The sequence below is a fragment of the Actinoallomurus sp. NPDC052308 genome (assembly GCF_040679195.1).
Classification (GTDB): Bacteria; Actinomycetota; Actinomycetes; order Streptosporangiales; family Streptosporangiaceae; genus Actinoallomurus; species Actinoallomurus liliacearum.
Map to the genome: position 1 here is coordinate 25,290 of NZ_JBFAUM010000012.1, position 19,141 is coordinate 44,430.

19 protein-coding genes are annotated in these 19,141 nt (G+C 70.2%); 12 read left to right on the forward strand and 7 right to left on the reverse strand.

The annotated features are described in order from the left end of the window. Positions 1-180 precede the first annotated feature (180 nt). Complete coding sequence (locus AB0L00_RS25945) at positions 181-1,377, forward strand: extracellular solute-binding protein (protein WP_364439076.1); 1,197 nt, start codon at positions 181-183, stop codon at positions 1,375-1,377. Between the two features lie 107 nt (positions 1,378-1,484). Here AB0L00_RS25945 and AB0L00_RS25950 read toward each other — a convergent pair whose 3' ends face one another. Next, positions 1,485-1,703, reverse strand: a complete 219-nt coding sequence (locus AB0L00_RS25950) for a hypothetical protein (RefSeq protein WP_364439079.1) — start codon at positions 1,701-1,703, stop codon at positions 1,485-1,487. Positions 1,704-1,949: 246 nt separating this feature from the next. Between AB0L00_RS25950 and AB0L00_RS25955 the strand changes: the two genes are divergently transcribed. Both AB0L00_RS25955 and AB0L00_RS25960 read left to right on the forward strand, forming a co-directional pair. After that, entirely contained in the window at positions 1,950-2,651 is a 702-nt protein-coding gene (locus AB0L00_RS25955; RefSeq protein ID WP_364439082.1) for a nucleoside monophosphate kinase, read from the forward strand. A 45-nt stretch (positions 2,652-2,696) separates the two neighbouring features. Next, positions 2,697-3,344, forward strand: coding sequence for a hypothetical protein (locus tag AB0L00_RS25960; RefSeq protein WP_364439084.1), 648 nt, complete (start codon positions 2,697-2,699; stop codon positions 3,342-3,344). Here AB0L00_RS25960 and AB0L00_RS25965 read toward each other — a convergent pair. Further along, complete coding sequence (locus AB0L00_RS25965; RefSeq protein WP_364439087.1) at positions 3,302-4,057, reverse strand: TetR/AcrR family transcriptional regulator; 756 nt, start codon at positions 4,055-4,057, stop codon at positions 3,302-3,304. The genes AB0L00_RS25960 and AB0L00_RS25965 overlap by 43 nt on opposite strands. A gap of 111 nt (positions 4,058-4,168) precedes the next feature. Here AB0L00_RS25965 and AB0L00_RS25970 point away from each other — a divergent pair, with 111 nt between their 5' ends. Further along, a complete protein-coding gene (locus tag AB0L00_RS25970; protein WP_364439090.1) occupies positions 4,169-6,274 on the forward strand; it encodes an MMPL family transporter in 2,106 nt (701 codons plus the stop codon). A gap of 71 nt (positions 6,275-6,345) precedes the next feature. Here the strand turns inward: AB0L00_RS25970 and AB0L00_RS25975 are convergent, their stop codons facing one another. Then, positions 6,346-6,846: a GNAT family N-acetyltransferase gene (locus tag AB0L00_RS25975; protein ID WP_364439093.1), complete on the reverse strand. Its 501-nt coding sequence runs from the start codon at positions 6,844-6,846 to the stop codon at positions 6,346-6,348. A gap of 339 nt (positions 6,847-7,185) precedes the next feature. Between AB0L00_RS25975 and AB0L00_RS25980 the strand changes: the two genes are divergently transcribed. Together AB0L00_RS25980 and AB0L00_RS25985 are read left to right on the forward strand one after the other, a co-directional pair. Next, positions 7,186-7,986, forward strand: coding sequence for a hypothetical protein (locus AB0L00_RS25980; RefSeq protein WP_345361393.1), 801 nt, complete (start codon positions 7,186-7,188; stop codon positions 7,984-7,986). 14 nt (positions 7,987-8,000) lie between these two features. Further along, complete coding sequence (locus AB0L00_RS25985; RefSeq protein WP_364439096.1) at positions 8,001-8,753, forward strand: hypothetical protein; 753 nt, start codon at positions 8,001-8,003, stop codon at positions 8,751-8,753. Here AB0L00_RS25985 and AB0L00_RS25990 read toward each other — a convergent pair. Further along, positions 8,710-9,435, reverse strand: coding sequence for a response regulator transcription factor (locus AB0L00_RS25990; RefSeq protein ID WP_345361399.1), 726 nt, complete (start codon positions 9,433-9,435; stop codon positions 8,710-8,712). The genes AB0L00_RS25985 and AB0L00_RS25990 overlap by 44 nt on opposite strands. Positions 9,436-9,483: 48 nt before the next feature. Here AB0L00_RS25990 and AB0L00_RS25995 point away from each other — a divergent pair, with 48 nt between their 5' ends. Both AB0L00_RS25995 and AB0L00_RS26000 read left to right on the forward strand, forming a co-directional pair. Further along, positions 9,484-10,464 (forward strand): S16 family serine protease, encoded by a 981-nt coding sequence (locus AB0L00_RS25995; protein ID WP_364439099.1) that lies wholly within the window; start codon positions 9,484-9,486, stop codon positions 10,462-10,464. 66 nt (positions 10,465-10,530) lie between these two features. Continuing rightward, entirely contained in the window at positions 10,531-10,890 is a 360-nt protein-coding gene (locus AB0L00_RS26000) for a response regulator (protein ID WP_364439102.1), read from the forward strand. On the opposite strand, the gene AB0L00_RS26005 is transcribed toward AB0L00_RS26000, so the two are convergent. Both AB0L00_RS26005 and AB0L00_RS26010 read right to left on the reverse strand, forming a co-directional pair. After that, positions 10,792-12,192: an ATP-binding protein gene (locus tag AB0L00_RS26005; RefSeq protein ID WP_364439105.1), complete on the reverse strand. Its 1,401-nt coding sequence runs from the start codon at positions 12,190-12,192 to the stop codon at positions 10,792-10,794. The genes AB0L00_RS26000 and AB0L00_RS26005 overlap by 99 nt on opposite strands. Before the next feature lie 140 nt (positions 12,193-12,332). Beyond that, entirely contained in the window at positions 12,333-12,695 is a 363-nt protein-coding gene (locus AB0L00_RS26010; protein ID WP_364439108.1) for a hypothetical protein, read from the reverse strand. A gap of 344 nt (positions 12,696-13,039) precedes the next feature. Here AB0L00_RS26010 and AB0L00_RS26015 point away from each other — a divergent pair, with 344 nt between their 5' ends. Further along, on the forward strand, positions 13,040-14,476 hold the full coding sequence (locus tag AB0L00_RS26015) for a hypothetical protein (RefSeq protein ID WP_364439111.1): 1,437 nt from the start codon (positions 13,040-13,042) through the stop codon (positions 14,474-14,476). A gap of 212 nt (positions 14,477-14,688) precedes the next feature. On the opposite strand, the gene AB0L00_RS26020 is transcribed toward AB0L00_RS26015, so the two are convergent. Further along, positions 14,689-15,957, reverse strand: a complete 1,269-nt coding sequence (locus AB0L00_RS26020) for a DMT family transporter (protein ID WP_364439114.1) — start codon at positions 15,955-15,957, stop codon at positions 14,689-14,691. 335 nt (positions 15,958-16,292) lie between these two features. On the opposite strand from AB0L00_RS26020, the gene AB0L00_RS26025 reads away from it, so the two are divergent. The 3 genes from AB0L00_RS26025 (at position 16,293) to AB0L00_RS26035 (ending at position 19,134) form a co-directional block, all read left to right on the forward strand. Further along, positions 16,293-16,793 (forward strand): hypothetical protein, encoded by a 501-nt coding sequence (locus tag AB0L00_RS26025; RefSeq protein WP_364439117.1) that lies wholly within the window; start codon positions 16,293-16,295, stop codon positions 16,791-16,793. 309 nt (positions 16,794-17,102) lie between these two features. After that, positions 17,103-17,990, forward strand: a complete 888-nt coding sequence (locus AB0L00_RS26030) for a sigma-70 family RNA polymerase sigma factor (protein ID WP_364439524.1) — start codon at positions 17,103-17,105, stop codon at positions 17,988-17,990. A gap of 892 nt (positions 17,991-18,882) precedes the next feature. Further along, positions 18,883-19,134, forward strand: a complete 252-nt coding sequence (locus tag AB0L00_RS26035; RefSeq protein ID WP_364439120.1) for a hypothetical protein — start codon at positions 18,883-18,885, stop codon at positions 19,132-19,134. Positions 19,135-19,141 lie beyond the last annotated feature (7 nt).

A 19,141-nucleotide genomic window follows, 5' to 3' on the forward strand; every position in this document is an offset into this window, starting at 1 on the left:
GGGGCGCTCTCCTGAGGCCGCAGGGAGTCCGGGCAACCGTGTAGCCCCCGGCACGGTTGCCCGGACCTCCATCTCTTCACCTCCCGGGCCCGCCGGCTACCTCCCGGGTCCCGTCCGCACCGGACCGCTCATGTCGTTACGCTCGCGGCAGACGTGTTTTCGGATGAGGACAGGAGCGGCATGAGGCGTTCACGACGGCGCACGGCAGCCGTGTGGGCCACCGTGCTGGCCGGCGTGCTCGGCCTGGCCGGCTGCAGCGGAGGCGGCGGCACCCCCACGACGAAGAAAGAGGTCGTCCGGGCGGCGGACACCCTCGGCCCGGGCGAGGGCTCGGTCGCCCTGCTGACGTGGAGCGGCTACGCCGAGGACGGTTCCAACGACCCTCGGGTCGACTGGATCACCCCGTTCCAGAAGAAGACCCGGTGCCGGGTGGACATCAAGTACGCGGCGAACCCGCAAGAGATGCTGCAGCTGATGTCCAAGCCGAACCTGCACTACGACGGCATCGCGGCGCCCCCGGAGATCGCCGGGCAACTCGTGGCCGACCGCCAGGTCGTGCCGGTCAACCCCGACCTCATCGACGGCTATAAGGACCTCGAACCGGTCCTCCGCGCGCAGGTGACCAAGGGCGGCAAGCCCTACGGGGTGCCCTTCACCTGGGGGGCGAACCTCCTCATGTACGACCAGCGGGCCGTGCACCAGGCGCCGGACAGCTGGGGCGCGCTGTTCGACCCGGCGGAGGCCAAGAAGTACTCCGGCCGCCTGATCGTCCGCGACAGCCCGCTGACGCTCGGCGACGTCGCCCTCTACCTCAAGGCGCACCAGCCCAAGCTGCACATCAAGGACCCGTACGCGCTGACCGCCAAGCAGCTCGCCGCGGCCGCCTCGGTGATCGCCCAGCAGCACCCGTATGTCAGCACCTACTGGCTCAACCCGTCCGACGCCATCGCCCCGTTCGCCGACGGGCAGGCCGCGCTGGCCCAGGCCTGGCCGTACCAGGTCGACGTGCTCAGCCGGAGCGGCCGCTCCGTCGCCGGAGTGACGCCGCGCGAGGGCGTCACCGGCTGGATGGACGCCTGGATGATCGGCGCCCGGGCGGACCATCCGAACTGCATGTACCAGTGGCTGAACTGGGTGAGCTCCCCTGAGGTGCAGCAGCAGGCGGCCGAGTGGGACGGTGTCGCCCCGGCCAACCCCGAGGCGTGCGGCCACGACCGGCTGCGCCCGCAGTTCTGCAGCGCGTACCACGTCGGCGACCGGGCCTACCTGAACAAGATCGTCTTCTCTCGTACGCCGACGGAGGACTGTGGCGGGAACGGTGAGGGCTGTACGGACTACGCCGCCTGGGCCCGCGCCTGGCAGACCGCCCGAAACTGAGTCCCCGGCCCTGAGACGAGGAGACGCGCGCTCGGCCGCCCCCGCCGAGCGCGCGTCTCTCATCGGGCGCCCCGGGCTCCCCCCGGACCCGGGACGCTCCTTTCCGGTTAAGCCCTGATCTTCGCGCGCCGGCCCCGGTTCTGCTGGATCGGGATGCGCAGCGCCGGGGCGCAGTCGTCGCAGGCGAACACACGAGAGTCATCCGGCAGCCGGCCGACGTGGACGCGTGGTCGAGGCCACTTCTTGTGGCAGATCACGCACGCCTCGCCCCAGCGCTGCTCGATGGTGAGACCCTCCGGATCGAATGTCGGTGTGGAACGGGCCATGACGTCCCCCCAACTCCTCGGCTCCGTTCGGCCTCCTTTCTATCGGTGTACCGGTGAGGCGTAAGTGTGGGAAACCACAAGGCGGGGCAAAGCCTCGGAGAATTGCCGGGCGCATACGATTCTCCGGGATTAGCCCTGGGTTTTGGTCAGTACTCAACTGTCGTGGAAGCGAGCCGGAACTCCGATCGGCGTGTCCATTCTCATCCGGGCTGACAGCGGAGCGTGAGCTGTGCCATTCTGCTGACGATGCGGAAGTACGTGATCATGGGCGTGCCGGGAAGCGGTAAGAGCACCCAGGCCGCCGCGCTGGCCCGCGACTTCGACCTGGTGCAGATCAGCGTCGGCGACATCTTCCGGTGGCACGTCAAGCAGCACACGAAGATCGGCGCTCAGGTCCGCCGGGTCATGGCGGCCGGGGAACTGGTCGGCGACGACCTCGTCGAACGGATCGTGCGCGACCGGCTGGAGCAGCACGACTGGAACTACGGCTTCATCATCGACGGGTTCCCGCGCAGCCGACGCCAGGCCGAGTTCTTCCTGGAGAGCTACGACATCGACGGCGTGATCTACCTCGACCTGCCGGACTCCGAGGTACGCCGCCGGGTCCTGTCCCGGCGGCTGTGCTCCGTCTGCGGCATGGACTACAACCTCATCGAGGACCGTCCGAAACGAGCTGACCGCTGCGACGTGTGCAACGGCGAGCTGGTCACCCGCGAGGACGACACGCCGGAGGCGCTCGCGGCCCGCCTGCGCGACTACCACGACAAGACCGACCCGGTCCTGGAACTGTTCCGCCGCAAGGAGTACGTCTTCGCCGTCGACGCCCGGCATGATCCGGAGACCGTGCAGCGGGAGATCCGCGAGCGCCTCGGCCTGAACGGGCGGCCTCCCGTCCGGCCCGCCGAGGACGGTCGGAACCGGACCGCCGAGACGGCGGGTTCCGATTGACGCGCCTGACGCCGCATGGTCGCGTGGAGGCATGAGGGAGGCTGCATGAGCGCCGCCGAGGACCTCGTCCGCCGCGCCCGCGCGGAGAACCCGCCGGGAGGCAACCGCTTCCTCGAGCTCCTGGAGGCGGCGGCCGTGCCGCGCGAGCGGCTGACCTGGCTGGCGGGGGAGCAGTGGCACATCGTGAGCAGCGACCGCCGCAGCTTCGCCCTCATCGCCGCCCGGTTCCCCGAACCGCCGGCGGGCGACCTGTTCCTGGCGCTGGCGGGCGGTGAGGGCACCGCGCTGGGCCTGCTGACGGGGTTCGCCACAGCCCTCGGCCGGACGGAGGAGGACCTTCGGGCGTACGAGCCGCGTCCCCTCGCTCAGGCCTACCCCGCGTACCTCGCGTGGTGCGCGCTGTCCGGCACGCGGAGCGGCCTCGCCCTCGCGATGCTGGCCAACCTCCAGGAGTGGGGCGCCTACTGCGGGCGGGCGGCGGACGCCCTGACGGCGCGGTACGGCCTCGCCGAGGAGGCCGTCGCCTTCTTCCGGTACTTCGCCGCTCCGCCGCCCGGCTTCGCCGAGCAGGCCACCGCCGTCATCGAGCAGGGCCTGACGGCCGGTGAGGAGCCGCGGGAGGCGTTGCGGGCCGCCCGCCTGCTGCACGCCTACGAGGCGGCGTTCTGGGCGGCGCTCGCCGAAGGGCTGTGACCCGGAGGGAGCGGCCGCGCGATGCCGAGTATCGCGGACACCTCGGCGAGCTCCGCCTCGAACAGCGGCTCGGCGTCGTCGAGTACGAAGTGGACGTGCCCGAACGCCTCCATCGCGACGAGCCCATAGAGCCGGACCCAGCAGCCCACGAAGACCCGGATCAGGCCGAGCGGCAGGCCGGCGCGGTCGAGACCGCAGGACGTGCTGAAGTGCTCGAGCTGCTCGCGTAGCCCGGCCGGGATGTCCTCGTCGGCCGGAATGGGGAACCGCTCGCGCCGCCACAGGTCGGTGAGCAGCGTGAAGAAGACCATGCCGAGACCGTCCACCGAAGGGATCTCACCTTCCGCCCGCGGTTCGTAGCCGGGCGGAGGAGCGCCGAAGACCATCGTGAACTCCGGCCGGTGGTCCAGCGCCCAGCGGCGGAACGCCCGCGCCGCGGCGGCGAGGCGGCCGCCGAGGTCGTCGGCGGGCACGGCGTCCCGGGCGGCCTCCAGCGCCTCGCCGATCTCCGCCTTGTAGCTCTCGATCATGGCCGTGACGAGGTCGTTCAGGCTCGCGTAGTAGCGGTAGAGCGCCGGGGCGGTCATGCCCATGTCGCGGGCGATGGCCCGCAGGGAGATGCCCGCGGGGCCGTGGGCCCGCAGGTGCTGACGTGCCGCCTCCTGGATCTCACGCACCGTGGCCTCGCGCAGGCGTTCGCGGCGGGTCGTCACTCTTCTCCTTGACGCTAGTTAACGGCGTATGCTTCAGTTTACGATGTTCACCGTAAACGGTGTTCACTCTGCTGATCGCTGTTACCACACATTATCTCGGGGAGCGGACCCATGCTCGAGTCATCCGGCCGCCTGATGCACCGCCGACGTCGGTGGGTGCTGGCCGCGGCCGCGGTCTTCGTCGTCATCGCCGCCGTCTGGGGCACACAGGTCTTCGGCTTGCTCAAGAGCGGCGGCTTCGAGGACCCGCATTCGGAGTCGGCCCGGGCCACCGCGCTCATCAACGAGCGGATCGGCCCGCCCGCCGGAGACCTGGTCGTGCTCTACGAGAGCGCGTCCCGCACCGTGGACGATCCGGCCTTCCGCGACGCCGTCACCGGTACCCTCGCCCGGCTGCCCCACGACCAGGTCCGGGGTGTCACGACCTTCTGGAACACCAGCTCGCCGGCGTTCGTCTCGCGTGACCGGCACGCCACCTACGTCGCCGTGCGGCTGAGCGGCGCCGACGTGTTCGCGCGGGTCAAGACGTACGAGAAGATCCGGGACGGGTTCACCGCTCCGGGCCTGACCACGCTGCGCGGCGGCACGGTCGCCGTGAACAGCCAGCTCCACGAACAGACCTCCAAGGACCTGGCGCGCGCCGAGATGATCTCGATGCCGATCCTCCTGGTGCTGCTCGTGATCATCTTCGGGAGCGTGGTGTCCGCGCTGCTCCCGCTCGCCATCGGCGTCGTCGCCATCCTCGGCGCGTTCACCGTCCTGCGCGTGGCCGCCATGACCACGGACGTGTCCACGTTCGCCGTCAACATCATCACCATGCTCGGGCTCGGCCTGGCCATCGACTACTCGCTGTTCATCGTGACGCGCTTCCGCGAGGAGCTCGGCCGGACGGACTCCGAACGGGAGGCGCTCACGCGCACGCTGGCGACCGCGGGCCGCACCGTCGCGTTCTCGGGCGTGACGGTCGCCATCGCGTTCGGCGGCCTGCTGCTCTTCCCGCAGATGTTCCTGCGGTCGATGGGGCTCGGCGGCATCGCGGTGGTGCTCGTCGACATGGTGGCCGCCCTCACCGTCCTGCCGTCCCTGCTCGCGGTCCTCGGCCGCCGGGTCGACGCTCTCCGCGTGCTGCCACGGCGGCAAGGCGACCGGGAGGGGCGCGGAGCGTGGTTCCGGCTCGCGCACAGCGTCATGCGCCGCCCCGTGGCGTACGCGGTGGGGGCGACGGTCGTGCTGCTCGCGCTCGGCGCGCCCTTCCTCGGCATCCGCTTCGGCAGCGTGGACGTCCGCGCACTGCCGAGCGGCGCCGAGAGCCGTACGGTGGCGACGGCCCTCGACCGCGACTTCGCGCACGGCTCGCTCTCGCCGATCGACGTCGTGGTGACCGGCGGTGTGTCCCGCCCGCAGGTCGACGCCTACGTCGACCGGCTGCGCGCCGTGCCCGGGGTCACCGCGGCGGAGATCGCCGACACCGGCCGGGACGTGACCCGCGTCGCCGTCCGGTACGGCGCCGACCGGCAGTCCCGGCAGGCCCGCGACCTGGTGGAACGGATCCGGTCGCTGCCCGCGCCGGGCACGGTGTACGTCGGCGGGGAGACGGCCGAGCTGACGGACATGCTGAGCAGCCTGGGCCACGTCCTGCCCCGGGCCGCCCTGTTCGTCGGCGTGGTGACGTTCGCGCTGCTGTTCGCGGCGCTGGGCTCGATCCTCCTGCCGCTCAAGGCGCTGGTGATGAACGCGCTGTCGCTGAGCGCCGCGTTCGGCGTGATGGTCTGGGGCTTCCAGGACGGCCACCTCGCGGGCGTGCTCGGCTTCACCTCCACCGGCACGGTCGAGGCGTCGCAGCCGGTGCTGATCCTCGCCGTGGCGTTCGGGCTGTCGATGGACTACGAACTGTTCCTGCTCAGCCGGGTCCGGGAGGAATGGCAGCGGACGGGGGACAACACCGTCGCGGTGGCCGCCGGGCTGCAGAGCACCGGCCGGATCATCACCAACGCCGCCCTCCTGCTGGCCGTCGTGATCGCCGCGTTCACGACGTCGGGGATCTCCTTCATCAAGCTCATCGGCGTCGGACTCCTCGTCGCCGTGGTCGTCGACGCCACCCTCGTACGGGCGCTGCTGGTGCCCGCGACGATGCGGCTCCTCGGCCGGGCCAACTGGTGGCTGCCGAGCCCGCTCCGGCGCCTCCACGCCCGGGTCGCCCTCCGCGAGTCCGCCTGAGCCGCTCGGCGGGGGACGCCGCGTCATCCCGCTGAGACCGCCTCGGCCGGTCGCGGCCCGCCCGAGCCGGGTCAGCGGCCGGTCTCGGCCCGCAGTCTCTTCTCGAAGCAGCCGCTTCGCACGAGCTGCGGGCCGAACGGCTGAATGGGGACGTACCCGCTGAACTCGCACAGCCCCGCGTCGCGCGGGTCGACGGCCACGAGACGCGCGATCCGGCAGCCGCGCCGTCGAGCGAGGTCCTCCGCGGCCCGCAGCAGCAGCCGGGACACTCCCAAGCGGCGGAAGTCCGGCCGTACGTAGACGTGGCCGACCTCGGCGATCTGATCGGCGGATGACGGCCCGCCCCCATCGGTCCCCGCACCGCTCACCCAGCGCAGCCCGACACAGCCGATCAGCGTCATGCGGGCGCGGGCGACCAGGAAGATGGTTCCCGGCTCGGCCGGCGAGCGGCGGCCGACCGCGTCGCGGAACCGGGCGGCCGGTTCGGCCGCCTGCTCGGCGTGCAGGCCGGTCACGATCGGATCGTCGAAGGACGCCTCGACGAGCTCGATTCGCTCGCTGCGCTCGCTCATGCGGCCTCCTTCGTCGGGGGAGTGACCAGAGGCGCTGCGTTGCCGATTCGCTCGCTGCGCTCGCTCATGCCGGGCCACAGTAGGGAATCGTTCGCCCGCGCGCGGGTGGTTCGCGGTCGGGCGTGTCGGGTCGGGCCGGACACCCGGACGCGACCGGGCGGCTCGACGCGATGTGGCCGATGGAGGCCGGGATTCGCGGTCCCGGAGAGGCGGAAGGCGAGGAAGTCTTACGATTTCGGGTTGCGAAACCGGCAGCGCACGGACTTTAGAGGTCAGGAGCCCACGCCTTAGAGTGCGGGTGAGACCAGGCGACACAGAGCCTGCCAAACGAGAGGGTCCATGACCGTGTCAACCATCCTGAGCGAGCTCGAGCTCGAGTCACCACTCGTCGGCACGACGGTGACCGCGCATATCAAGGGCACCGGCCCTGACGGATTCACCTGCGCCGTCTATGACGCCGGCAGCGGACGGGCCTGGAACGCGCTCCTGCTGCACGCCGACACGTACGACCTGCCCGAGGGAACGCCACCGCCCCCGCTGGCGCCTGGAGACACCCTCATCGCCCTGGTCACCGGCATCGCGGAGGGGGAGCGGGAAGGCGCGGAGCGGCTGCTGCTGTCGGTGACCTCGCCGGAACTGGTCGCGCGGATCCTGTCGGGGTTCGTCGACGAGATCCTCGCGGGAAAGGTCGTCATCAAGAACGTGGCACGGGTCGCCGGAACCAAGGCGAAGGTCGCCGTGGCCCCGACGACTCTGGGGGTCGACGCCCGGGGCGCCTGCATCGGCCGGGGCGCCAGCCGGATCAAGGGCGCGGAGCGGCTGCTGAACCGCGCGTTCGGCAGGGAGAAGCTGGAGATCATCGAATACTCCAGCGACCGGGCGACCTATCTGCGCAATGCGATGAGTCCTGTATCGGTCACCGAGGTCCTCGTCGAACGCGATGACGCGGTCGTGGCGGTCGAGGAGCACCAGCTCTCCGGCGGCATCGGCGCGGGTGGCCTGAACGCGCAGCTCGCCGGGCAGCTGACCGGCCTCTACGTTCAGGTCGTCAAGGCCGGCACCGACCTGCGGAAGGCGATGGACCGGCTCAAGGCGGATCAGGCCGAGGTGGCCGCGCCGGCTTCGGCGGACGAGGTCTGAGATCACATCCGACGATGCTTCCCACGGTCGTTCACGCGAAGGCGGGGTCCCCGCCCCGCGGTGTCGAAGATCTGAGCGGTGACGGTGAGGATTCCCTGGACCGGGAATCCCTCATCCTCGCCGGCCAGGCCCTGACCTGGCAGTCCGTGTTCAGCAGCGGTCCGCTGACCGCGATCCCGCTGAGCGGGACGTCCGCCCTCCTCGTACGCCATGACGGGGAGACGCGACCGGAGGAGTGGCACGATCGGTTCGTCCTGGGCCTCGTCCATCGGATGAAGGGCGAGCTGTCGATCGCGGCGGTCACGGCTCGGCTGCTCGCCGAGGCCGCCGACGAGGACTCCGGGGAGGACACCGAACTCCTCGCCTCGGCGATCGACGGGTTCGCCGGACTGCTCGGAGAGCTCGAGGAGGAGCGGAGGCCCGGAGGACTCGCGGAGCAGATGGTCAGGGACGTGCTCCGCACCCATGCCGCGCTACTGGGCCTCGTCCATCAGCAGGTGTCGGTCCGGCGGCATGAGGAGTACACGATCCACACCATACGGTCGGTCTCCGCCCACCTGACCCGGAGCGAGATCGAACGACTGGGGCGGCAGGTCGGGCTGCCCTGGCCGGCCCGGCCGAAGAACGGAATCGGCCGCGACCTGGGGATGGCCCGGTGGCGCACCACCATGGAGAGCCAGCGTCACCAGATGTGGTGCCGGGTGGAGAAGAAGAACGTCCTCGTCACTGAGCTCTGGCTGCGGGGCCCTCAGGAGCGGTCGGAATGATGTATCCGTACCCCGTCCTGGTCACCACCAGGCCCTCGCCGAGCTTGCGGCGCAACCGGGAGATGTGCTCGGTCAGCGTACGAGAGACGCCCCGGTCGGTGCCCCACACCTGCACCATGATCTCCTCCTTGGAGACCGCGCGGCCGCGGTTGCGCACCAGGAACTCCAGCACGGCGTACTCCATCGGGGCCAGCCGCACCGCCACCCCGTCCCTGAAGACCTGGCGCGCCGCCAGGTCGACCAGGACGGGCGAACGGCCGGCCAGGGCGGGCGACAGGTCCACCAGGTCGCTTCGCCCCCGGTCCGTCGTCCGGCCCGTGCCGCTACGGCGCAGCACCGCGTGGATCCGAGCGAGCAGGAGTTCGGGGTCGAACGGCTTCGTGATGTAGTCGTCGCCGCCGAGCCGCAGCCCGAGGACCTGCTCGTGTGGCTTGCTGCGCGCGGTCAGCAGGATCACGGGCGTGTCGTTTCCCTCTTCACGCAGCTCGTGAATGAGGGACAGTCCGTCGATGTCAGGGAGGTTGAGGTCGAGCAGAGCGAGGTCGATGTCCCCGTTTCTCAGCGCCTGCCGGGCCAGCTCCCCGCTGGACACGGACTTCACCTGAAGGTTGCGCCTGCTCAAAAGGCTGGCGACCACCTTGACGAATCGCGGGTCGTCGTCGACGAGGAGAACCTGTGGCACGGATCCTCACAATACCCAATGCGATCTTGAACCCGACAAGAGCTGATCATGGCAGATGCCACAACGCGTGACAGGGAAAAGACCAGACGCATACGCTACGCCGTCATCCTCTCCCTGCTCATGCTCGCGGGCTTCGGCCTGACCGGTTCGCCGTACGACCGGATCGAACCCGGCCCGGTGATCCGGATCGATTCGCCGGAGCGGGGATCCTGGCTGGTCACGACGGTGGTCGTGCGGCATAGTACCTGGTTCCGGTGGGCACTGGCCGAATTCAACGGGGTACGCACGGTCCGGGTGCGCGGGGCGGCGAGCCCGGCGGCGAGTCAGTCGATGACCGAGGCGATGGACCGGTCGCAGGCCACGGCGGCGCTCGTCGCCGCACAACTCGCCGGCGGACGGACACCGACCGGCAGCGCCGGGCTCCAGGTGACCGGGGTGACGGGAACGACGGCCACGAGCGGGCTGCACCCCGGTGACTTGCTCCTGGCCGCGGGTGACGCCCGGCACCTGACACCGCTCCGCGACCAGGCCGATCTGTCGTCCGCCACGGTAGACCCGGCGAACGTGCGCGTCCTCGTGGCCCCCAGAGTCTCCGGCGAGTCGCTGGGGACCTCCGTGATCAAGCGGATACCGGCCGCCTCGCTCACCGGGGTACGGGTGGATCCCAGAGTCGCCGCGACCACTTATCCGCTCGGCGTCGTACAGGGCCCGTCGGCGGGGCTGATCCTGACACTCGCCCGTGTCGACGCGCTGGGCTCGGGAGGTCTGATCGGGGGGCGCCACGTCGCCGGTACGGGCGGAGTCGCCCTCGACGGCTCGGTGACCACCGTCGGCGAGGTCGATGAGAAGGTGAAGGCCGCGATGGCGGCCCACGCGGACGTGTTCTTCGTGCCGGCCCTTCAGCGCGCCATCGCGGTTCGGGCGGCGCGGGGCGGCACGATGCGGATCGTCCCGGTCGGCTCCGTCTCGGACGCGGTGAAGTGGCTGTGCGCCGCCGGCGGACGCTCTCCGGCCTGCGAGATTTCTTGAGAACTGTGGCACCGGCCGGGCGCTGGTAGCGTCTGAACCACGGATGCCCATCGGACCGGAGACCAGATGCGGGTGCTCATCGTCGACGACGACCCCGGTGTCCGGCGACTGCTCCAAATGATCATGGAACGTGCCGGTCATGAGGCGGACCTGGCCGGGGACGGCGGCGAGGCCTGGCACCGGCTCACCACCGCGGCCCTGCCGCGGCTGCTGATCCTGGACCGGATGCTCCCGGACATCGATGGGGCCGATCTCGTGGCCCGGATTCGCGCCGACGCCCGTACCGCGGGTCTGCCCGTGCTGGTGCTCACCGCCGCCGCGGGCACCTCAGGCGACCTGGACGACGGCTCCCTGACCCGTGTCCTCCCCAAGCCGTTCGACCTCGACGAGCTCCGTGGTCTCATCTCCGCCCTCGTGGGCGGCTGACCGGCCTGGTCGGATTAACGGGAGCGGGACCCAGAAGTCGACCTGCAGGCCACCGGACGGGGCGGTCACCAGTTCGACCCGGCCGCCCATCGCGGTCATCAGCAGGTCCGCGATGTAGAGCCCGAGCCCCGAGCCTGGAGCGTCCCCCACGGCGGGCGTCCGATAGTACGGCCGCAGCACGTGGGCACGTTCGCCACAGGGGATGCCGGGGCCTTCGTCCGCGACGCCGATGACGCCGTAGGAGTCGACCTCGCGCGCCGTCACGGTGATCTTCCCGTCGGGCGCGTACTTCTGGGCGTTGCCGAGGGCCGCCAGCAGGCACTGCCGCAATCCCCACGGATCGGCGCGTACGGTGCTGCCGGGAGAAACGTCGATCAGCGTACGCGCCGCCACCGACGGGATGGTCCGCACGGTTCGGCGTAGCAGCGCCGTGACGTCGATCGGTTCGGCCGTCATGGCGGGCGGCGCGGACGGATCCGAGGCGCCGACGGCGGCAAGACCCCTGACGGTGTGGCGCATCATCTCGACGGCGTCGAGGATCGCCTCGATCGAGTCCGTCGCGTCCGGGTCGTCCGGAAGCAGCGCGCCCAGCAACTGGGCGTGCCCGCGGACCGTGGTCAGCGGGCCGTGCAGCTCATGCCGTATGGAGTCCAGCAACAGTTGCCGCGCGTCCCTGATTCTCTGCGCCGCACCGTCCGCGGCCGTGAGGTCCAGCCGAGCTCGTTCCCTCTCGATCTCGTGGCGATCCCACACGTCGTCCCAGAACGCGCCCAGAGCCCGGGCCGCGCCCGTCAGCGCTCCACCCGGCACGCCGGAGACCATCCGGGACGCCAGATACGGGCCGGTCGGCCGGGTCCAGCCGATCAGGAGAAGGCCCGCGTTCCGCCCGTCACCGGCCTGGATCCCGAGGTACACGCCGGCTCGCCATCCGTCCGGCAGCGCCCGGCGGGGAATTCGATGGGGGACTCCGTCGCGGCGGAGGTCCGTGAGCCCGCCGTGGTCATCCGGCCGCAGGCCACGGCCGTCGGCCGGCACGTCCACCCGTGTGTCGCCGGCGGGCAGCAGCATCGTGAGCACCAACCGGTTCGCCCGCGCCGCACGCCGCAGGTCGTCGGCGAGCGGAGCCAGGTCCGCGGCGGCCGTCCGCCGTTCCGTGGCCAGGCGCGGAAGCTCGAGCGGCGGCCGGGCGACGCACACCGCGATCTCCCGGGTGAGCAGCGCGTCGGCGGCCAGGATGAGGGCCCCGCAGGCGACGAGCGCCAACACTCCCCAGACACCGATTTCGAGCACCGCCGTGATCACCGCACTCATGGTAGTGCCGAGAGAAATCATGGGGAGGCTGTCCCGTGACCCAGGGCCGATCACCGGGAAAAGGGAACCGGCCCCTTGACCACCATGAAGGTGGCGGGGGCCGGGCCGTTGAGCCGCCACACGGCGGTGGTTCAGCGCGAGGAGACGAGCTTGCCCAGGAGGTCGAGGATCCTCCCGAAGACGGTCAGCTCCCACTCCTTGGCGCGCCTCTCCCGGCGCTTCTGCTTGAGGGTCTCGTGCTTCTGCCGGAGCGCCTCCAGCGCGTCCTTGCGGGCCCCCTCGGCGGCCACCTCGGCCTCCGCGGCGGCCTTGAAGTCCGCCGCGGCCTCGACGTCCTTGGCCGCGGCCTCGCGAGCGGCTGCGAGCTCCCTCTCGGCGGCGGTGACCCGATCGGCCGCGGCTTCGAGAGCGGCGACGAGCTTGCGGTCCGCCTTGAGGATCAGCTTCGGGGGCTGGGTGGCCTCGGTGTCGGTCGCCTGTCCTTTGTCAGCCATGGCCGACCTCTCCTTCGTTGTAGTCGCCGGGTGTGGTGCTGTATCCGGCGCGGACTCTTGTCGGGGTCTGACTGTCCGTGGGGTGCCGCTCACCGCAACCAGGTATGGGCGCGAATTCCGCCTGTGTCCGCCGAGGGGTGGTGCGACCTCCGCGGCGATCTCTCGTACGTGACGCTTGGGGTCGCGTTCACCTGAAGTTCTCTTGCCACGGGGGCGTCCCTGCGGACCGTCACTGTGGGCGCTGCGACGCACTCTTCTTCGGCATCGATGGCCGGAATTAGTGCAGTGCAGACCTCGCGCATCGCATAAAGCGTGCGCGACGACACGGACAAGAAAGCACTGAAATGAAAAATAACAGGGGAGAAATCCCTCCGCTGCCGAACCGGCTCCTCGGCCGGATCGGCTCCGCCTGCGGGTTGCTCATCCGCCACCCGCGTCGTGCGGTCAACTGGCTCCTCGGCGCATTGGCCGGAGCGGTCTGGCTGGTGGCCGCCACCGCTCACCTGGGCGGGTCGGTCAGCCAGAAGGCCGGGACGGCCGTCATGCAGCCGCTGACGGCGAGCCACGCGCTGGCGGCCATCCAGGCCACCACCATCTCCTACGTGTTCAGCACGCCGATCGCCATCGCGCTGCTGTTCGCCGGGAAACGCTGGATCAACGAAAAGCCCCTGCGCGAGGCCATGCCGCTCACCGAGCGGCGTGACAAGGCGTTCAAGGGGCTGCTGCGCCGCACCGAAGGCAAGCCCGTGGTGCACACGCTCCTGCGCCGCTTCGTGGCCTGGGAGAACGACAAGAAGCACCGCTGGATCCTGACGGTCCTGCCGTTCCTGGCGGCCTGGTACGGCGCCGGCCTGCTGGCCTCGTACTACACGATCAAGTTGCCGTTCGCGAGCGGCAACGCGATCACCGCCATGGGCGGGATCACCATGTCCGTGGTGATCGCGGGCCTGGCTCTCCGCGGACTGCCGCTCGTCGGACTGCCGCTTCCCAGCGGCGGCCTGATCACGAAACTCCGTTCGATCGACAAGGCCATGCTGATCGAGTGGCGGAACCGCAACAAGGCGAACCTGATCGAGTGGTGGGACACGAAGAAGATCCTCTCCCTCGTCCTGCCGCTCGGGTCGGCCGCTGGGGCGATCATGATGATCCCCTGGGGCCAGCACATCGACGGTATGGCTCTGCTGGCCGCCCTGGGCGGCGCGGTGTGCTCAGCCGTCATGATCGGGGCAGGAAAGGCGATGGCCCACGCGGGCATCCAGCTCAAGGGAACGGTCATCTCGATGGTGGCCGGCCTGATCATCGGAGCGCCCTCCCTCCTCACGGTCCACTGGACCTGGGAGGTCTTCACGCGGGGGCTCATCGCGGGCTTCCTCTCGGTCGCCGGGGCGGTCCTGTACTACGTCGCGCAGGGGCCGCTCCACCTGCCCAAGAGGATGGCCGGCCTCCTGTCGGCCAACGGACCGGTGCTCAGCAGTCTGGTGGGTCTGGTGATCCTCCATCAGGCCCTGGGTGCCTCGGTCGTGACCGGGATCTGCACGATCTTCGCGGTCTCGGTCCTCAGCGCGACCCTCACCGGTTCGAAGGAAGAGCTGGCCAGGGAGAAGCAGATGCACCACGCCTTCAGGGACGAGGACATGACGCCGGGTGGTGACCCCGGGTGGCCGGTCTTCGACGACGACGAGGACGTGGAGAAGAAGGAGAAGCAGCCGAAGCCGCAGCGGAGGGCGAAGTCCTGGCGCAAGCGGCGCGGGTACGACAAGGCGCACGCCCGGCGGCGCTAGAACATCTAGGTGGGCGCGAAGGTCCGTCGGCCCAAGAACGCCCGCAAGAAGTGACTGAAGGCACGAGCCGGAAGTGAACAGCAGCCCCGGGGATGATCCCCCGGGGCTGAGCCCTGTTCGGGGTATCCGCGTGTCCCGATACGCGCCCCGACAGCGCGAAGCCCCGGGTTTCCCCGGGGCCTCAGTGATTCTCAGGCCCTCACCTGTCTCGGTCAGTGCTTCTTCTTCGGCCTCGGGCGGCGGCGGCCCGCTTTCCGGCGTCCCGCGTGCTTCTTCCAGCTCGGGGCCTTCTTGCTGGACCTCGACTTCCGCTGCGGCTTCGGCCGCTTGGTGTTGGAGGACGTCCCGGTGGAGGCGTCCGCGTTGTCGGCCGGCTCGTCGGCAAGGGCGTCCCCCTGCGTCTCGGCAAGGGCGTCCCCCTGCGTCGGAGCCGTCAGTGCCTCCTGCTCGGCGCGGTCGGACCGAGCGGCTCCCACGGCTCCCAGCACCACGAGGGGGATGGCGATCCATTCGAACTTGCTCGGCCACTGCAGGTTCTGCAGGCAGGCGATCACGAGGGCGACCACCGGAGTCGCCGCCAGGATGACGGCGACGGTGGCGGCGTTCTTCAGGTTCCGCGTCGCGGAAACCTCCATGACGCTCGGGATCGTGGTGTTGGTCAGGGCCGCCGCCAGCACGACGAGGACCAACCAGCCCGACAGGACGGGGTTGCTCGTCTCGACGAGGGGCGAGAAGGCCATCAGCCCGAGCCCGGCGAAGAAGCCGGACCAGCCACGAACCAGGTTGCCAGTCCCGTCCGGGAGCTTCTTCGTCATCATGAGCCGGACGGCCATGCCGGCGCCGGTCAGGAACGCGAAGATGAACCCGAGCAGGTTCGTGTGGGCCCCCTCACCCGGCAGGGTGAGGAGCAGGACGCCGCCCAACGTGACGCCCGGCCAGATGAAGGCCTTGAAGCTCTTCAGGAAGGCTTTGATGCTCTTCTTCGTGAAGAACGGCTCCTCGAAGCCACGCGGGCTGCGGTCCTTGAACAGGGCCGACAGCAGCGGCTCGCACAGGCGCCGCGCCAGCGGCGCGAACACGCTGATGAGCGCCGGCGTCAGCAGCAAGCCCGCCGTTTCTAGAGCGACGAACACGGTCAGCGAGCAGTTCACGACCCCCTCGCCGTAGAAGAGGTTGAGAAAGAAGCTCACGGCCGTGAACAACAGGATCTTCCAGCCGTGCTCCCGCAGTTCCCGCCAGCGGAACCCCGTCCAGCGGACGGAGAACGCGCCGAGCTTGCGCCCCGCGGAGCGGTCGTACCCGACCTTGAAGGGCAGGATCATCAGCGCACCGCCGATGGCGGTGACCAGACCGGCGCTCATCAAGGGGGCGAACCGCTTCCCCGAGAGTACCTTGAGCAGCACGTTGCTCAAGTTGGTCGTGATCATCGCGACCAACAATTGGACCACGCCGACCAGGCGTGGCGATTCGGTTTTCGACATGTGTTTCCACTCCCTTGTTGTTACGTCCGGGGAGGAACCCGGTACGGTCCGTTCGTTTGGAATCGGACATGAGTGACCGTACGGAGCAGACCGGAAGCGGCAACGCCTGCGCGCCCTCAGACACGGATGACTCGGGTCACTTTTCGGAAACGGGCGCGCCACGCCAGGAACCCTCACGGCCCAGGTCCGACAGTCATCGACGCGGTCCCGCGCGGTCACCGCCTCCGTACGACGTGCGGGAACGGGACGAGACCACGGACTGCGGAGACGCCCGGAGGAGAAACAGACCCGTCGGCGGGGTTGCCGTGCGGCCGAACTCCGGACAGATCTTTGTCGTGCCGTACTACCGCGCTAGGAGGCTGGGCTGCGGAGGCGTGCTCGTCGGCGCCGGGTTCGTGGCGCTCATGGGCATCGTCGCGCTGATCTGCATCGCCAACCGTTCATGGTTCGAGGGCAAGGTCACCAACGCGATCTACGGCGACCGGCGCGCGATCCACCTCGGCAAGGAGTTCAAACCGGGGGCTACGGCGGAAGAGGACGGAGTGCGGCAGACGGCGGTGCTGATCGACCGTGCCCCGCACGTCCGGGTGACGTCACCGCCCGACAAGTGGCTCAAGAACCACAAGGACGCCGTGTGCAAGCACGACGTCTGCACCGCGGCGGCGACGCCGCTGAAGTCCGTGGGCGGCGTTGGGATCGGCCTGGGCGGCCTGGCGGCCATGGGGGTGGTGGTCTACGCCGTCTACTCCCTGCTCTTCGACGACGGGATGTTCAAGTACGGAGGCTTCGGCGGGGGTTACGGCGGCGGCTACGGAGGCGGCCGCTACATGCGCTGACGGCGTTCCCGGCCGTCGCCTGCCATCCGGTCACCGCCGAATCAACGGCAGGTCCACGGCAGATCAATTTTTTGTCAACGACGTTTGCCGTCCCCGGACGCACGTCGGCTCGCAGTGGCCGACGGATACTGCCTTCCACCTGGAATCTCGCTGCCCCGGCCGGCGTCGGACGGCCCATCCGTCCCGTACTGAGCGCCTTCACCCGTTCGCCGGGCGTGTCAACACTCCTCCAATTTTGGAGCCAAAGCCCGGTTGATCACCTTAGAACTGGGTGCGGCACTAGCTTCGGGAGGACCGGGATTGGACATCGTGCAGCCGTCCGGTGGTGAGCGCCGGGCCAACGACGACTACCGCAGCCGCAACGACGAGCTCTTCGCCCGCTGCATACGGGTTCGGGAGCTGCTCGCGGACCTGCGCGCCAAGGTCGACGCCGGCGAGATCGACGATTTCTCCGAGGCCGCGCTGCGGCGGACCGAACGTGAACTCGAAGACGTCACCCTGGAGATCATGACGGCGAACTACGGTCTCGTTCGCCGGTACGTCGCGATGTTCACCTCGAAGTGCAACGAGCACAGTGAGGACTTCGAGAGCGCCGGGAAGGTCGGTCTCCTGTGGGCGATCTCCTCCTACGACCCGTCCCGCGGGCCCTTCTCGAGCTGGGCTTTCAAGCCGATCCAGCGGGAGGTCCTGCGTGCGGTGCGGGACGCCGACCACCCGAATCTCAATCCCGGTGACTTCGAGAAGCGCCCGGTGATCCTGGCGGCCACACAGGCGTTCTCCGCCCAGTTCGGAACGGATGCTCCCTACGACTACGCGGACATCGCCCGGCGGGCGGGGACCACGGAGGCCCAGGTGCGCCGTGTCCTGGACGCGCCCAGGCTGGACAGCCTGCATGCGCCGAGCGGCGGCTCCGGCGAAGAGGAGACCCCGTGGGCGGAGCGGCTGGCCGACCCGTCGCCGAGCGTCGAGGATGAGGTGCTGCTCCGATTCGACCTGCGTACGGTCAGCGACCACGGATTGCCGGGTCTCGACGCCCGCGAACGCTATGTCCTGACCCGCAGGTTCGGGCTGGACGGCGAACCGGAGGAGCCCCTCCATCTCATCGGCGACAGGCTCGGGCTCTCGCGCGAAGGAGTGCGGCAGATCCAGCAGAAGGCGCTGGCCAAACTGCGTGGGCCGATCGCGGAAGTCGCCTGAGGGGGAACCGATGAACGACCAGGGTGGGGCGGCGAACCGACCGGAGCCTCCAGAGGAGGACTCCTGGGTCATCATTGACGACACCGAGGAGACCGCGAACGAGCCCTCGGCCACGTGGGGCGGAGCGGAGTTCGGCGCTCCCCTCCCGTCCGTTTCCTCGGAGAATCCGCCGGCGCCGCCACAGCAGCCGGTGACGGCGAAGAAGCCGCCGGCGCCGCCGCGGAAGCCGCCGGAGCCACCGCGGAAGCCGCCCGTGACGGCGAAGAAGCCACCGGCGCCGCCGCGGAGGCCGCCGGCGACCCCGAAGAAGCCGCCGGTGGCGCCGGAGAAGGCGCCGGCCACGCCACGGAACCCATCGGTCGGCCCGCCGTCGAGCGGGTCGCAGGGCCAAGGCTGGGACTCGTTCGACTCATGGAACGGGATGGACGTCGCGCCACCGGGAGCCAAGCCGGGCGGTGTCGCCGCGGCGGACACCAGGGGACCAGCGGGCCGACAGACGGACGGTACCGCCGCGCAGGCCCCGCCGGCTTCCGGCTGGGACGCGCCACCGGGCGGCACTGGGTCGGCCCCGTCGGCTTCCGGTTGGGACGCGCCACCGGGAGCCGCGCCGGGCCGTACCGCCGCGGTGGACAGTGGGAAGGCGGCGGCCCGGCCGGCGGACGGGAACGCCGGACCCGCGCCGTCGGCTTCGGGCTGGGACGCACCTGCGAGCGATGCCGGACCGGCGGCGTCGGCCTCCGGCTGGAACGTGTCCGCGAGCGATACGGCTTCGGCGCCGTCGGCTTCGGACTGGGGGGCGCCCGCGAGCGGCACCGGTTCGGCGCCGTCGGCTTCGGGCTGGGGCGTGACGGCGAGCGACACCCGCCCGGCCCCGTCGGCTTCGGGGTGGGGTGTGCCCGCGAGCGGTGCCGCCCAGGACGGCTCCCCGCAGACGGTGCAGAACACCTGGTTCCTCGACGACGGTGACGACGCCGACGCGGACGACGGCGGAGGCGGCGGCGGAACGACGCGTACGCCCTGGATGGACCGGCTGCCGCGAGTGGACGGCCCGGTGCTGAGCGCCAGGCTCGTCACCTTCGCCGTCATCTGCCTGAGCGCCTTGCTCACGCTCTCTTCGATCATCTGGCATCCCAACGCGCCGTGAGGCGTAC